Origin of the sequence: Helicobacter pylori (genome assembly GCF_001653475.1) — a bacterium.
Classification (GTDB): Bacteria; Campylobacterota; Campylobacteria; order Campylobacterales; family Helicobacteraceae; genus Helicobacter; species Helicobacter pylori_CM.
In genome coordinates, this window is the sequence record NZ_CP011487.1 from 1,310,527 (window position 1) to 1,324,953 (window position 14,427).

Below are 14,427 nucleotides of genomic sequence, written 5' to 3' on the forward strand. Positions count from 1 at the left end.
TTAATTAACTTTATAACGCTTTATTATCTCAAAAAAACCATAAAAACTCTCTAAAAGGGGGTCAAAAAGGGTGTATTTAATCTTTGAAAGGGTAAAAAAGCAAAGCTAAAGAGATAAAAGCCTTACTATTCTACGATTTGATAGACATAAGAAAGGTTGGTGTGCTCTTTGGTTTGTAGGGCGTCCTCTTCTAAGAGATTTTGAATCTTTTCAAAGCTATATTGCAAATGGTTGTAAGCCACAATCACCACCTCATCGCCTTTTTGCAAAAAATGCTCTTGTGCAAAGGGCATATAAGGGGTAGCCCCAATCGCAAAAATCATTTTAGTGGGGAAATTATGGCGCTCTAAAAAAGGTCTTATAGCCTCTAAAGAATCGCTATCTTGTTGGTGGTTTAGTTGGTCTTTGATCCAGTCTAAAAGCTTTTGATAAAAAAACTCGTATTTGAGCAATTTGCTGTTTTCCCCATAAATGTGCCAAACATTATTGTATTTCAAAAAAGATGCGATAGAGAAATTGTTACACACCCCCCCATAAATAAACCTGTCAATGGGCAATTTCTGCCCCATGCCTTTAGAAGCTGGTGAAAAATTCTTTTTTTGGGAGAGTTTTGTGGCGTCTAAATTGCGCACAGAAGTGTCGTTAAACGCCATGAAAAAATTAGGCACAAGCTTGGTAACGAAATGTTTTTCATCGTATTTAACATCGCATTCTAAAGCGATTTCTGGCTCTGCTTGCACCCTTAAATTTGGATCATTAGGCAAAATAATCTTATGGTTATCAATGCAACAACGCCCCAAATAGCAATTCTCATACGGGACATAAAAAGGGAATAACCCCTTAGGAGCGTCCTTTTCTTCGCTTTTCATGTTAATAAAACTATGACTCTCGCCTGCTTGTTCCAAGTGCCCTGCAAAATTCCCCACCACACCAAAACCTAAAAACTCTTGCATGCAAACCTCCTAAAAAACAGCCTAACGCTGGTTAGAGCTTTTTTCATTATAGCATAAAAGAAAACCCCTAAAACCCTCAAAAAACTCCCTTTCAAGCGAACAAATACTCTCTGGCACTCTCTTTATCCAAAGGGTAAAGCTCGCGCTTTTCATTCCCTATTTGAATGAGGTAAGCTTGATTTTTTAAAGTCTTAGCATAGCCCAAAGCGATACGGCCGGCCAATTCTCTATCTTCTTTGCTGGCGTTTTTATCCACTAAACTCAAAGGGCCTTTACAGCTCAGTAATTCAATCTTATCCATTAAGGGGTGTTGAATGTCTAATTTATGGTTTTCTTCTTCATTCCTTGCCACCACCAAACGAGCGTTATTGGGTAAGACAAAATAACGCCCGTTTTTGACAATCACGCTGTCTTCAAACACCATTTCTCTGTATTCTTTCAAATTCTTAATCTTATTACTCACTTGAATGTCCGTAAGCAAACACCCCCCACCTGGCTTTTCATAATATTTCAAGCCGTAATCTTTGATCATTTGCAATTGCCTGCTCCGCCCCCTGCCGCTCACATCTAAAAGTTTTTCTCTATCAACCCAGCCCTTTTTTTCCATAAAAGTAGGCTCTAAGAGTTTAGCGCTCATGGGTCTTAAGAGCAATTCATCTAAAAATTGCGGTTTTTTAGCGCTTGCTTGCGTTCTGTCTAAAACGGGATCAAAACGCGCCTCTTCGCCCACTTCTCTGACTAATTTCCTCACCTGATTTAGCGCTTCTTTCCTTTGGGATTTAGGGCGTTGCCCCAACACTTCCCCGCTCAAAACAAAATCCGCGTTCAATTCAAGCATTTTATAAAAAGCGTTCCTGAACATATTGGCATGGCAATCAATGCAAGGGTTGAAATATTTCCCATAGCCGTATTTGGGCTTGAACAACACATCGTTAAAAAACTGCTCTCTAATATCGCACACCAAGAGCTTAGCCCCGATTTGCGCGGTGGCGTTTTCAAAATACTCTCTTTTATCTTTATTCCCCCCAAACCCTATATTGAAGTGTAAAGCGGTTACTTCAATGCCCTGATCAATGAGTAATTTCATAGACAACAAACTATCCAAACCCCCACTAAATAAGGCTAAAGCTTTTATTGGTTTCATATGGCGACTAATTCTCCTTGTTTTAATTTCATAATGGCCTGGCGAGCCTTTTTTAAAAAGATCATTTTTTCGCTAAAAGGGAGCGAGCTTTTAGGGATTTCTTTGAGTTGGCGCTCAAAATAGCGCAAAATCAACAAACGCAATTCCTTTTCAAAACCCCCTTTTTTTAGGGGCAAATCCGCATCTAATAATAACGCAACTAATTTAGGGTCGTCCAATTTTTCTTGACACAAAGCGTCAAATTCTTGTTTTTTATGCAAGAATACCCCACTATGGATATAACCCACCGCTAAATCCAACAAGCTTCTGTCTTCTAAAAGATAGCGGATCACTAATTTTTCTAAAAATTCCAAACTGAGTGCGTTAGAAGCATTAACAAACTTTTGAGCATGATTGGGTTTTTCTGTTTTGGGGTAAAAAGGCTGAAAAGAGGCTGGCTCTCTAATCCCTAAAACATGCAAAGGTGCTTGCAAAAGCGTAGCGATTAAGGGCTTGTATTCGCTTTGTAAAAGCAAGGAAAAGTTTTTTAAAAACCCTAACATTTCTTTAAGGGCCTTATCTTTTTCTAAAGGATCGTCTAAAAGATAAGAACCCGCCATATGCCTTAAAACAAATTCAATAAAAGCCATGGGGCGCGATAGCCAATTTTTTAAGGTTTCAATCTGATTATTAGCGATCATATCCGCTGGATCCAGGTTGTTTTCAAACAGGATCACCCCCCCTTTCCTTTGCTCTTTAGCCAACATCAAGCTCGCTTTATAAGCCGCGTTTCGCCCTGCTTTATCCCCATCATAGCTTAAGAGAATTTCTGGCTCGCCTTTTTTAAGCAAGGGCAAATGCGATGGCGTTAAAGCTGTCCCAAGCGTGGCTATGGCGTTTTTAAAACCCGCTTGGTGCAATAAAATCACATCCAAATACCCCTCTGTTACAATGACTTGCTTTTGTTTGTAGATGTGTTCTTTAGCCAAATGATAGCCATAGAGCAAACTGGATTTATCAAAAAGCTTGTTTTGGGGCGAATTGATATACTTAGCCATTTTTTCTTTTAAGGTGCGCCCTCCAAAGCCCACCACTTGAGCACTAGGGCTATAAATAGGGAACATGATGCGATCCAAAAAACGCAAATAGGTTTTATCCTTTTTATCGCTCTTGCCCAGCACGCCTAATTCAATGAGCTTATCCTTATTCAAGCCTTTATTTTCAATGCTATAAGCAATTCTATTCGTGCATAAGCCTAATTTAAACGCTCTTATACTCTCTATGCTAAGCCCTCTTTCTTGCAAATAATTCAAAAAAAACGGGGCGTTAAAAAGCTCTTCTTGATACAACGAGCTCACCATTTCTAAAAGGTGGTAGTCTTCTTTGTGATCGTAATAAGCGCCTTTGTCATACTCTAAAGCCACATTGAATCGGCGGGCTAATTTCTCAAGTGCTTCCACAAACGAAAGCTTTTCAAACTCCATCACAAATTTAATGCTATCCCCGCTCGCCCCACACCCAAAGCAATGGTAAAACCCTTTAACTTGATTGACGCTAAAACTCGCGCTCCTTTCTTCATGAAAAGGGCAACAAGCCATGTAATTAGAACCTGATTTCCTCAAATCCACATAGGAGCTAATGACTTCTACAATATCTATCGTTTGTAAAAGGCGATCAATGGAACTTTTAAGAATCATTTTTTGCTTTCTTTATCTTGCTTTTTTATTTTAAGCTGTTTGAATGAATTATACTCAATAAATAAAATCTTAAAAGAGATTTGTTGATAACGCTCTCTTTTCTAATACTTATATTTTTAAACTAATGAAACTTTATACAAATAGACTTAATAATCCTTATAATTATATTATTAGCTTTGTTTTTATGGCTTGACTTATCCCTAAAAATGCGCTATAGTTATGTCGCTTAAGAATACTAAGCGCTAAATTTCTATTTTATTTATCAAAACTTAGGAGAACTAATATGAAGTTTCAGCCACTAGGAGAAAGGGTCTTAGTAGAAAGACTTGAAGAAGAGAACAAAACCAGTTCAGGCATCATCATCCCTGATAACGCTAAAGAAAAGCCTTTAATGGGCGTAGTCAAAGCGGTTAGCCATAAAATCAGTGAGGGTTGCAAATGCGTTAAAGAAGGCGATGTGATCGCTTTTGGCAAATACAAAGGTGCAGAAATCGTTTTAGACGGCACTGAATACATGGTGCTAGAACTAGAAGACATTCTAGGCATTGTGGGCTCAGGCTCTTGTTGTCATACAAATAGTCATGACCATAAACATGCTAAAGAGCATGAATCTTGCTGTCATGATCACAAAAAACACTAAAAACATCATTATTAAGGATACAAAATGGCAAAAGAAATCAAATTTTCAGATAGCGCAAGAAACCTTTTATTTGAAGGCGTGAGACAACTCCATGACGCTGTCAAAGTAACCATGGGGCCAAGAGGCAGGAATGTGTTGATCCAAAAAAGCTATGGCGCTCCAAGCATCACCAAAGACGGCGTGAGCGTGGCTAAAGAGATTGAATTAAGTTGCCCGGTAGCTAACATGGGTGCTCAACTCGTTAAAGAAGTGGCGAGCAAAACCGCTGATGCTGCCGGCGATGGCACGACCACAGCGACCGTGCTTGCTTATAGCATTTTTAAAGAAGGCTTGAGGAATATCACAGCTGGGGCTAACCCTATTGAAGTGAAACGAGGCATGGATAAAGCCGCTGAAGCGATTATTAATGAGCTTAAAAAAGCGAGCAAAAAAGTAGGCGGTAAAGAAGAAATCACCCAAGTAGCGACCATTTCTGCAAACTCCGATCACAATATCGGGAAACTCATCGCTGACGCTATGGAAAAAGTGGGTAAAGACGGCGTGATCACCGTTGAAGAAGCTAAGGGCATTGAAGATGAATTGGATGTCGTAGAGGGCATGCAATTTGATAGAGGCTACCTCTCCCCTTACTTTGTAACAAACGCTGAGAAAATGACCGCTCAATTGGATAACGCTTACATCCTTTTAACGGATAAAAAAATCTCTAGCATGAAAGACATTCTCCCGCTACTAGAAAAAACCATGAAAGAGGGCAAACCGCTTTTAATCATCGCTGAAGACATTGAGGGCGAAGCTTTAACGACTCTGGTGGTGAATAAATTAAGAGGCGTGTTGAATATCGCAGCGGTTAAAGCTCCAGGCTTTGGGGACAGAAGAAAAGAAATGCTCAAAGACATCGCTGTTTTAACCGGCGGTCAAGTTATTAGCGAAGAATTAGGCTTGACTTTAGAAAACGCTGAAGTGGAGTTTTTAGGCAAAGCCGGAAGGATTGTGATTGACAAAGACAACACCACGATCGTAGATGGCAAAGGCCATAGCCATGATGTTAAAGACAGAGTCGCGCAAATCAAAACCCAAATTGCAAGCACGACAAGCGATTATGACAAAGAAAAATTGCAAGAAAGATTGGCTAAACTCTCTGGCGGTGTGGCTGTGATTAAAGTGGGCGCTGCGAGTGAAGTGGAAATGAAAGAGAAAAAAGACCGGGTTGATGACGCGTTGAGCGCGACTAAAGCGGCTGTTGAAGAAGGCATTGTTATTGGCGGCGGTGCGGCTCTCATTCGCGCGGCTCAAAAAGTGCATTTGAATTTACACGATGACGAAAAAGTGGGCTATGAGATCATCATGCGCGCCATTAAAGCCCCATTAGCTCAAATCGCTATCAATGCCGGTTATGATGGCGGCGTGGTCGTGAATGAAGTGCAAAAACACGAAGGGCATTTTGGCTTTAACGCTAGCAATGGCAAGTATGTGGATATGTTTAAAGAAGGCATTATTGACCCCTTAAAAGTAGAAAGGATCGCTTTACAAAATGCGGTTTCGGTTTCAAGCCTGCTTTTAACCACAGAAGCCACCGTGCATGAAATCAAAGAAGAAAAAGCAACCCCAGCAATGCCTGATATGGGTGGCATGGGCGGTATGGGAGGCATGGGCGGCATGATGTAAGCCCCCTTTGCTTTTCTTAATAAAAGCTCTCTTTTTGGGGGGCTTTTTATTTACCAAAACCGCTCATTTTAAAAATAAAACGCACAACAAAAAGACAAAACCTAATTTTAACCCCCCTTTTAATATTAAAAAATGTTTCCAAAACACCAAAAAACCTTTTTTTTTTTTTTGAAACAACAAAACGCTAAATTAGTGCAAAAATCTTATCAATTCATGCTATATTAACGAAATCTTGTGATAGGTGATAGGATTTCGCTCTTTTACGGAACTCACCTGACTATTTTAATTTCAAGGAAAATATTTATGAAAAAAACCCTTTTAACTCTCTCTCTCTCTCGCTTCATCGCTTTTAAACGCTGAAGACAACGGCTTTTTTATAAGCGCCGGCTATCAAATCGGTGAAGCCACTCAAATGGTGAAAAACACCGGCGAATTGAAAAGACTTTCAGACACTTATGAAAATTTGAGCAATCTTTTAAACAATTTTAACAATCTCAATCAGGCGGTAACGAATGCGAGCAACCCTTCAGAAATCAATGCTGCGATCGATAATTTAAAAGCAAACACGCAGGGTTTGATTGGCAAAAAAGACAATTCTCCGGCGTATCAAGCGGTGTATTTGGCGCTCAATGCGACGGTGGGGCTGTGGAATGTCATCGGCTATGCGATCATGTGCGGGAATGGGAACGGCACAGGGAGTGGGCCTGGCAGCGTGGTCTTTAATAACCAACCAGGAAGCGGAACAACGAGCATTACTTGCAACCGCTTTGAAGCGACTGGTCCTGGTAAATCCATGTCTATTGATGAATTCAAGAAACTCAATAAAGCCTATCAAGCTATCCAACAAGCTTTAAAAGAACAAAAGGGGTTTCCTGTTTTAGACCAAAACGGCACAGGAATAACCGTAAGGTACACATATGAATGCAAACAAACAGCAGCAAATATCAACGGCGGTGTGAATAAATTCTGCAATGAAAATGGTAGCAGTAGTAGCAACCACCCAAAAACACAAACACAAACACAAAGCTTTACATTCACCGTTAACGCTCAAAATCTTTTAGCTCAAGCAGCAGATATCATGAATGTCCTTAACACGCAATGCCCTTTAGTGCGATCTACGCATGATGAAAACGCTCCGGGTAATGGTAGCCCATGGCATATCAATAAAAGTGGGAATGCGTGCCAAATCTTTAGCGCTGAGTTTAGTGCCGTTACTAGCATGATCAAAAACGCCCAAGAAATCGTAACGCAAGCTCAAAGCCTTAACACTAACCAGCAAAACAATCAAAATGCGCCACAAGATTTCAATCCTTACATCTCTTCTAATAGGGCTTTCGCTCAAAACATGCTCAATCACGCGCAAGCGCAAGCCAAGATGCTCAGTCTGGCCAATCAAATGAAAAATGATCTTGCCACTATCCCAAAACATTTTATCACAGATTACTTGGCAGCTTGCAGAAATGGGGGTGGAACATTACCTGATCAAGGGGTTACTTCTAACACTTGGGGAGCCGGTTGCGCCTATGTGGAAGAAACCATAACTGCTCTAAACAACAGCCTTGCGCATTTTGGCACTCAAGCCGAGCAAATAAAGCAATCTGAGTTGCTTGCACGCACTATACTTGATTTTAGAGGCAGCCTTAGCAATTTAAACAACACTTATAACAGCATCACCACGACCGCTTCAAACACGCCTAATTCCCCATTCCTTAAAAATTTGATAAGCCAATCCACTAACCCTAATAACCCCGAGGGTTTAAAGACCGTTTATCAACTCAACCAAAGCGCTTATTCACAATTATTAAACGCCACGCAAGAATTAGGGCATAATCCTTTCAGACGCATTGGATTAATCAGCTCTCAAACCAACAACGGTGCGATGAATGGGATCGGTGTGCAAATAGGGTATAAACAATTTTTTGGTGAAAAGAAACGATGGGGGGCTAGATATTACGGCTTTTTTGATTACAACCATGCTTATATCAAATCCAGCTTTTTCAATTCAGCCTCTGATGTGTTCACTTATGGGGTAGGAACAGATGTCCTCTATAACTTTATCAATGATAAAGCCACCAAAAACAGCAAGATTTCTTTTGGGGTGTTTGGGGGTATCGCCTTAGCCGGCACTTCGTGGCTTAATTCTCAATATGTGAATTTAGCGACATTCAATAATTTCTATAGCGCTAAAATGAATGTGGCGAATTTCCAATTCTTATTCAACTTGGGCTTGAGAATGAACCTCGCTAGGAATAAGAAAAAAGCAAGCGATCATGCGGCTCAGCATGGCGTGGAATTAGGTGTGAAGATTCCCACGATCAACACAAATTACTATTCTTTGCTAGGCACTCAACTCCAATACCGCAGGCTTTATAGCGTGTATCTCAACTATGTGTTTGCGTATTGAGCTTTTGTGAAACTCCCTTTTTAAGGGATTTCTTTTAAAGCCTTTCTTTTTTAAAGCCTTTCTTTTTTTAAACTCTCTTTTTGGGGGGTTTGATCTTTTTCTTTTTGCTGATCCCCACTACTTTCGCTTTTTAATCTTTAAGTTTTTATTTTTGTGTGGGTTTTGATGCAAAATCCTTTTTAGCATTTTTTATATTAGCTAGTGAGAAGCTTGACACTAAGTTAAGCGATAATCTTTTAAAAAAAGCACTTTTTTGGGGTGATTTTAGTTGTGAGTGTAGGGGAGAGAATGGTTTCAAAGCAATTCCTATCCCTTTAAGAAAATAAAATAAAACTTAAGAAAATGCGTTTTACAACAAAATAAGATCTAAAACAATAAAACAAAATACCATTTTTTAAAAATGAAATTTTTTAAACAAAAAAGCATTAAATCCCAATAATATTTGTTAGATCTTGATAGAAACAGAGCTTTTTTAAGACCCCAAAAACAATACTAACCAACAACAAGAACGCATGGCGTCTGTTGTGATCCTTATAGCATTAAGCGCAACCAAGTTTTTTATTCAAGCAAAAGCTGTTACCCATGCCGTTTTAAGAGCGTGTCATTTCTATGAAAACCGCAATATTTTTCAATTATTCTTGACAAGCGTTAAAAAAAATTGTATCATTATCTTTTTTTGTGAGACCCGTTAGCTCAGCTGGTAGAGCAATTCCCTTTTAAGGAATGGGCCGTTGGTTCAAATCCAACACGGGTCACCATGAGCATCGTGGCTCCTTCATCTAGTGGTTAGGATACCACCCTTTCACGGTGGTTACAGGGGTTCAAATCCCCTAGGAGTCACCACTCTTTTATACGGGTTTAGTTGGATTTTATCTCAATATTTTGGTCGCTTAGCTCAGTTGGTAGAGCGCTACCCTTACAAGGTAGATGTCATAAGTTCGAGTCTTATAGCGACCACCATGACTAAAGCATGCATTTTTAGGCTATGGAGTTTGGATAGGGAGCGGTAGTTCAGCTGGTTAGAATATCTGCCTGTCACGCAGGGGGTCGCGGGTTCGAGTCCCGTCCGCTCCGCCACCAAGCGCTTTTTAAATCATTTCCTACGCTTTATTTCCAATATAATAGTCAATCGTTAAAAATGACCCTTTCATCTAGTGGCCAAGGATACCACCCTTTCACGGTGGAAACGGAAGTTCAAATCTTTCAAGGGTCGCCACAAAAATTCCAAACTACACCCATAAATTATCTAAAAGCCTGGTTTTACCCACACGAGCCGCCACTAAAACCAGCGTGTTAGTTGGCTCTATGATTGTTAAAGGCTCTAGCTTGTGGTTACAAAATTCCAAATAATCCACTTCCAAGGTTTCTAAAATTTCAAGCCCTAGTTTTTTAAGTTTTTCGCACGCTTTTTCGCCCTTATCCACGGCCTGCTTGATATTTTCTAGAGCTTTTGGAATGGCTAGGGCTTGTTTTCTTTGTGTTGCATCCAAATACACATTCCTAGAGCTTAAAGCCAGATTATCGCTATCGCGCACGATCTCGCATGGCACTATTTCAATGTCTAAAAGCAAATCTTTGACTAAATGCTGGATGATTAAAAGCTGTTGGGCGTCCTTTTTGCCAAAATACGCTCTAGTGGGATGAACAAGATGGAACAATCTTAACACGATCTGAACAACCCCATCAAAATGCCCCTTACGCATTGCTCCCTCTAAAGAGCGGGATAAAAATATAGGGGCGCAGAGTTTTAGGCGTTGCTTGGCTTCATAGGGATACATTTCGCTCATTTTAGGCGCAAACACTGCGCTAACGCCTGATCCTTCACACAAAGCCAAATCCTTTTCTAAAGGGCGCGGGTAAGCGCTAAAATCTTCGTTAGCCCCAAATTGCGTGGGATTGACAAAAACGCTTACAATCGTGTGGGAATTTTCTTTCAAACTCCTTTCTATCAAGCTTTGATGCCCTTTGTGTAAAGCCCCCATAGTCGGCACAAACCCCACGCTTTCTTTCAAATTTTTACGATACTCTCTTAAAGCAGCAATCGTTTCTAACACTCGCATTTAACAATCCTTTAAAAGCTCTAAAACCACTTCTCTAGGCTCTTTAGCTTGATAAATGGGGCGGCCCACCACGATAAAATCGCTTAAATTTTGTTTGGCTTCTTTAGCGTTCGCTACCCTTTCTTGATCTTCTTTATCGTTTTTATCCAGCCTTATGCCAGGGGTTAAAGTCAAAAAGCCCTTACCTAAAGCCTCTTTAATCGCTAAACTTTCAAACACCGAACACACCACCCCATCAATCCCGCTCTCTTTACCCATAGCGCTTAATGCGATCGCTTGCGTTTTTAAAGGGGCGTTATACACGCTCAAAAATTCCTCTTCGCTAAAGCTGGTTAAAGCGCTCACGCCCATGATTAAGGGGCGTTTTTTAAGAGCGTTTAGGCGTTGCATTAAAATGGTTAGCGCGCTTTTAGCGCTGCTTAAATGCACGGTGAGCATATCAATTTCTAATTTCGCGCACTCTAGCGCGGCATTTGCCATAGTATAAGGAATATCATAGAGCTTCAAATCCAAAAAAATCTTAAAATTCCCATCAATCTTTCTGATTTCATCTAAAAAAACAGCCCCATCTCTTATAAAAGATCTAAGCCCCACTTTAGCCCATAAATCTAAGCCCTTTAATTCTTGCAATAAAGAAAGATTGTCCTCTTTTTTTTCTAAATCCAATGCGACACATAATTGCATGAAAGCCCTTTAAAGTGTAAAATAACGCCATTATAACAAAAAGAAATGGAAGAATTTTAGCTATGATAAGCGTTTTAAAAACAAACAAATTTTAATCACATGAGATTTAAGGGTTAAAGAGTGGAAGCGTTTTTAGGAGCGTTAGAATTTCAAGAAAATGAAATTGAATACGCTATTATGCATGCGGGCGTTCAAAATTTAATTATTTGCGGGTATAGCGATTGTGGGGCTTGCGGGAGCATTCATTTGATCCATGATGAAACCACCAAAGCTAAAACCCCTTACATTGCAAACTGGATACAATTTTTAGAACCTATTAAAGAAGAATTAAAAGACCACCCACAATTCAGCAACCATTTTGCCAAGCGTTCATGGCTTACAAAGCGTTTGAATGCGTGCTTGCAACTCAACAACCTTTTAAGCTATGATTTTATTCAAGAAAAAGTAACGAATAACGAATTAAAAATTTTTGGTTGGCGCTATATCATAGAAACAGGCAGGATTTATAATCATAATTTTGAAAGCCGTTTTTTTGAGCCGATTGAAGAAACCATTAAACAAAGGAAAAGTCATGAAAACTTCTCAAACAAAAACCCCTAAACCCGTTTTAATCGCCGGGCCATGCGTCATTGAGAGCTTAGAAAATCTAAGAAGTATCGCTATTAAATTACAACCCCTAGCCAACGACGAGCGGTTGGATTTTTATTTTAAAGCGAGTTTTGATAAGGCTAACCGCACGAGTTTAGAGAGTTACAGAGGACCTGGTTTAGAAAAAGGCTTAGAAATGTTACAAACCATCAAAGATGAATTTGGCTATAAAATTTTAACCGATGTGCATGAGAGCTATCAAGCAAGTGCAGCAGCCAAGGTAGCCGATATTTTACAAATCCCAGCGTTTTTGTGCCGCCAAACGGATCTGATTGTAGGAGTGAGCCAAACTAACGCCATTGTCAATATCAAAAAAGGGCAATTCATGAACCCAAAAGACATGCAATATTCTGTCTTAAAAGCCCTTAAAACGAGAGATAGTAGCATTCAAAGCCCCACTTATGAAACAGCATTAAAAAATGGCGTGTGGCTGTGTGAAAGGGGGAGCAGCTTTGGGTATGGGAATTTAGTGGTGGATATGCGCTCCTTAAAAATCATGCGAGAGTTTGCCCCTGTGATTTTTGACGCTACTCATAGCGTGCAAATGCCAGGGGGAGCGAATGGGAAAAGTTCAGGAGACAGCTCTTTTGCCCCTATTTTAGCCAGAGCTGCGGCTGCGGTGGGGATTGATGGGTTGTTCGCCGAAACGCATATTGATCCTAAAAACGCCCTAAGTGATGGGGCGAACATGCTAAAACCTGGCGAGCTAGAGCATTTAGTAACCGACATGTTAAAAATCCAAAACTTATTTTAAAGGAATTTCATGCGAATCATAGAAGGGAAATTGCAATTACAAGGGAATGAAAGAATCGCTATTTTAACATCGCGCTTCAATCACATCATCACAGACAGATTGCAAGAAGGAGCGATTGACTGCTTTAAGAGGCATGGGGGCGATGAGGATCTTTTAGACATCGTACTGGTGCCTGGGGCTTATGAATTGCCTTTCATTTTAGAGAGGTTGTTAGAGAGCGAAAAATACGATGGCGTGTGCGTTTTAGGGGCAATTATTAGGGGGGGGACTCCGCATTTTGACTATGTGAGCGCGGAAGCGACTAAGGGCATTGCCAACGCGATGCTAAAATACAGCATGCCTGTAAGCTTTGGCGTGCTGACCACGGACAACATTGAGCAAGCGATTGAAAGAGCGGGCAGTAAAGCCGGCAATAAGGGCTTTGAAGCGATGAGCACCCTCATTGAATTATTGAGCTTGTGCCAAACTCTCAAGGGTTAAAATGGCGACACGAACTCAAGCCAGGGGGGCTGTGGTTGAATTGTTGTATGCGTTTGAGAGCGGTAATGAAGAAATTAAAAAAATCGCTTCCAGCATGTTAGAAGAAAAAAAGATTAAAAACAACCAGCTTGCTTTCGCTTTAAGCCTTTTTAACGGCGTGTTAGAAAAAATCAATGAAATCGACGCTCTCATTGAACCGCATTTAAAAGACTGGGATTTCAAACGATTGGGGAGCATGGAAAAGGCGATTTTACGCTTAGGAGCGTATGAAATTGGCTTCACGCCCACGCAAAACCCCATCATCATCAATGAATGCATAGAGCTTGGCAAACTCTATGCTGAGCCTAACACCCCTAAATTTTTAAACGCTATCTTGGATTCTTTGAGCAAGAAACTCGCTCAAAAACCCCTGAATTGAGGGTGTTTTATATTTAATGATTTTAAAAAATGATAATAATCACTAGTCGCTAATCACTAAAAAGTGGTTTGGTGGAATTTGAGCGATCGGTAGAAATAAAACTAAAGGAGTAAGTTGTGATTTATGCATTAGCTGTGTTTCTTCCATAGGGTAGCCTTTTCCTTGAGAGGTGGGATTTTTTCGGTTGTATTCAGCTTTATTCTTTGGATCATTCTTGGTTATAATATTTTTGCTATTGTTTTTCCAGAAGGTGGAGTTATATTCAGTATTTATTTGCTTTTAGAGTCATTTTTTATGGGTAGTATTGACTACTTGGTGTTGTTTGGTCATACATGAGAATCAGAGACAAAAAGACATGGAACAACTTATCAATGTCATTATTAAAACAAATTCTGATAAATCTTTACACCAAGAAACACAACAAACAAATGAAGCTAATGATATGAAACAATCTATTAATGAAACCGCTAAAGCAAATTCTAATGAAGCTAGTACAACTCGCATTTTTGTTTGTGTAGTTATTTTCTTTGCGGCCATTATTTTATTAGCTGTTTTTCTTAGAAAAGGAGGTACCAATTAAGCAATAACCAAAGAATTGATGCTAAAAATCCTAGCCACAAGAATTACAAAAAATGATAGCAACCGCTCCAAACCGCTTAACCCTAATTAATCTTTGAGTATAAGAGCAAAAAGTAAAGGTTAGAAAAAATGGGGATAAAAATCCCCCTTTTAGTGTTTAAAAGAATTGATGCTTTAAAGCATGAAATCTATAGAGCTAAGAGCGTTGGGCTTTTGAGTTTAAGCTTTTTTAGAATATTAAGTATAGTTTTAGACAAATGATATTAAAATCAGTAATCACTTTAGAAAAACAGCGATGGAGTGCGAAAAGTCGTTCGTTTTT

General features: G+C 39.8%; 11 protein-coding genes, 5 tRNA genes and 2 pseudogenes. 13 read left to right on the plus strand and 5 right to left on the minus strand.

Going from position 1 to position 14,427, the window contains the following annotated elements:
* Nucleotides 1-125: 125 nt before the first annotated feature.
* From AA974_RS06375 to dnaG, 3 genes are all read right to left on the minus strand, one after another.
* Nucleotides 126-953 (minus strand): DUF5718 family protein, encoded by an 828-nt coding sequence (locus tag AA974_RS06375; protein ID WP_064433862.1) that lies wholly within the window; start codon nucleotides 951-953, stop codon nucleotides 126-128.
* Between the two features lie 91 nt (nucleotides 954-1,044).
* Nucleotides 1,045-2,097 (minus strand): MnmA/TRMU family protein, encoded by a 1,053-nt coding sequence (locus AA974_RS06380; RefSeq protein WP_064433863.1) that lies wholly within the window; start codon nucleotides 2,095-2,097, stop codon nucleotides 1,045-1,047.
* Nucleotides 2,094-3,773, minus strand: coding sequence for a DNA primase (gene dnaG, locus AA974_RS06385; RefSeq protein WP_064433864.1), 1,680 nt, complete (start codon nucleotides 3,771-3,773; stop codon nucleotides 2,094-2,096). The genes AA974_RS06380 and dnaG overlap by 4 nt, the downstream gene beginning before the upstream one ends.
* Nucleotides 3,774-4,056: 283 nt before the next feature.
* Here dnaG and groES point away from each other — a divergent pair, with 283 nt between their 5' ends.
* The 8 genes and pseudogenes from groES (at nucleotide 4,057) to AA974_RS06430 (ending at nucleotide 9,698) form a co-directional block, all read left to right on the plus strand.
* Nucleotides 4,057-4,413 (plus strand): co-chaperone GroES, encoded by a 357-nt coding sequence (gene groES, locus AA974_RS06390; RefSeq protein ID WP_024774040.1) that lies wholly within the window; start codon nucleotides 4,057-4,059, stop codon nucleotides 4,411-4,413.
* A 24-nt stretch (nucleotides 4,414-4,437) separates the two neighbouring features.
* The gene (groL, locus tag AA974_RS06395; RefSeq protein WP_001040316.1) at nucleotides 4,438-6,078 is read left to right on the plus strand and encodes a chaperonin GroEL; all 1,641 of its coding nucleotides are present in this window, start codon (nucleotides 4,438-4,440) and stop codon (nucleotides 6,076-6,078) included.
* 303 nt (nucleotides 6,079-6,381) lie between these two features.
* Nucleotides 6,382-8,482: pseudogene (sabA, locus tag AA974_RS06400) on the plus strand (Hop family adhesin SabA/HopD).
* 682 nt (nucleotides 8,483-9,164) lie between these two features.
* Nucleotides 9,165-9,240 (plus strand) — tRNA-Lys (locus AA974_RS06410).
* A 10-nt stretch (nucleotides 9,241-9,250) separates the two neighbouring features.
* Nucleotides 9,251-9,325: transfer RNA gene (locus AA974_RS06415), tRNA-Glu, on the plus strand.
* A 41-nt stretch (nucleotides 9,326-9,366) separates the two neighbouring features.
* Nucleotides 9,367-9,442: transfer RNA gene (locus AA974_RS06420), tRNA-Val, on the plus strand.
* Nucleotides 9,443-9,482: 40 nt separating this feature from the next.
* Nucleotides 9,483-9,559: transfer RNA gene (locus tag AA974_RS06425), tRNA-Asp, on the plus strand.
* Between the two features lie 63 nt (nucleotides 9,560-9,622).
* A tRNA-Glu gene (locus AA974_RS06430) sits at nucleotides 9,623-9,698 on the plus strand.
* A gap of 13 nt (nucleotides 9,699-9,711) precedes the next feature.
* Here AA974_RS06430 and panC read toward each other — a convergent pair.
* Together panC and pyrF are read right to left on the minus strand one after the other, a co-directional pair.
* A complete protein-coding gene (gene panC / locus AA974_RS06435) occupies nucleotides 9,712-10,542 on the minus strand; it encodes a pantoate--beta-alanine ligase (protein ID WP_064433866.1) in 831 nt (276 codons plus the stop codon).
* On the minus strand, nucleotides 10,543-11,226 hold the full coding sequence (gene pyrF, locus AA974_RS06440) for an orotidine-5'-phosphate decarboxylase (protein WP_064433867.1): 684 nt from the start codon (nucleotides 11,224-11,226) through the stop codon (nucleotides 10,543-10,545). It abuts the gene before it with no gap.
* A 162-nt stretch (nucleotides 11,227-11,388) separates the two neighbouring features.
* Here pyrF and AA974_RS06445 point away from each other — a divergent pair.
* From AA974_RS06445 to AA974_RS08125, 5 genes and pseudogenes are all read left to right on the plus strand, one after another.
* Nucleotides 11,389-11,826: pseudogene (locus tag AA974_RS06445) on the plus strand (carbonic anhydrase); the annotation flags it as partial.
* The gene (gene kdsA, locus AA974_RS06450) at nucleotides 11,798-12,628 is read left to right on the plus strand and encodes a 3-deoxy-8-phosphooctulonate synthase (RefSeq protein ID WP_064433868.1); all 831 of its coding nucleotides are present in this window, start codon (nucleotides 11,798-11,800) and stop codon (nucleotides 12,626-12,628) included. The pseudogene AA974_RS06445 and the gene kdsA, both read left to right, overlap by 29 nt.
* Before the next feature lie 9 nt (nucleotides 12,629-12,637).
* A complete protein-coding gene (gene ribH, locus AA974_RS06455; protein WP_064433869.1) occupies nucleotides 12,638-13,108 on the plus strand; it encodes a 6,7-dimethyl-8-ribityllumazine synthase in 471 nt (156 codons plus the stop codon).
* 1 nt (nucleotide 13,109) lies between these two features.
* A complete protein-coding gene (nusB, locus tag AA974_RS06460) occupies nucleotides 13,110-13,526 on the plus strand; it encodes a transcription antitermination factor NusB (RefSeq protein WP_000235739.1) in 417 nt (138 codons plus the stop codon).
* Between the two features lie 355 nt (nucleotides 13,527-13,881).
* Entirely contained in the window at nucleotides 13,882-14,106 is a 225-nt protein-coding gene (locus AA974_RS08125; RefSeq protein ID WP_230380945.1) for a hypothetical protein, read from the plus strand.
* Nucleotides 14,107-14,427 lie beyond the last annotated feature (321 nt).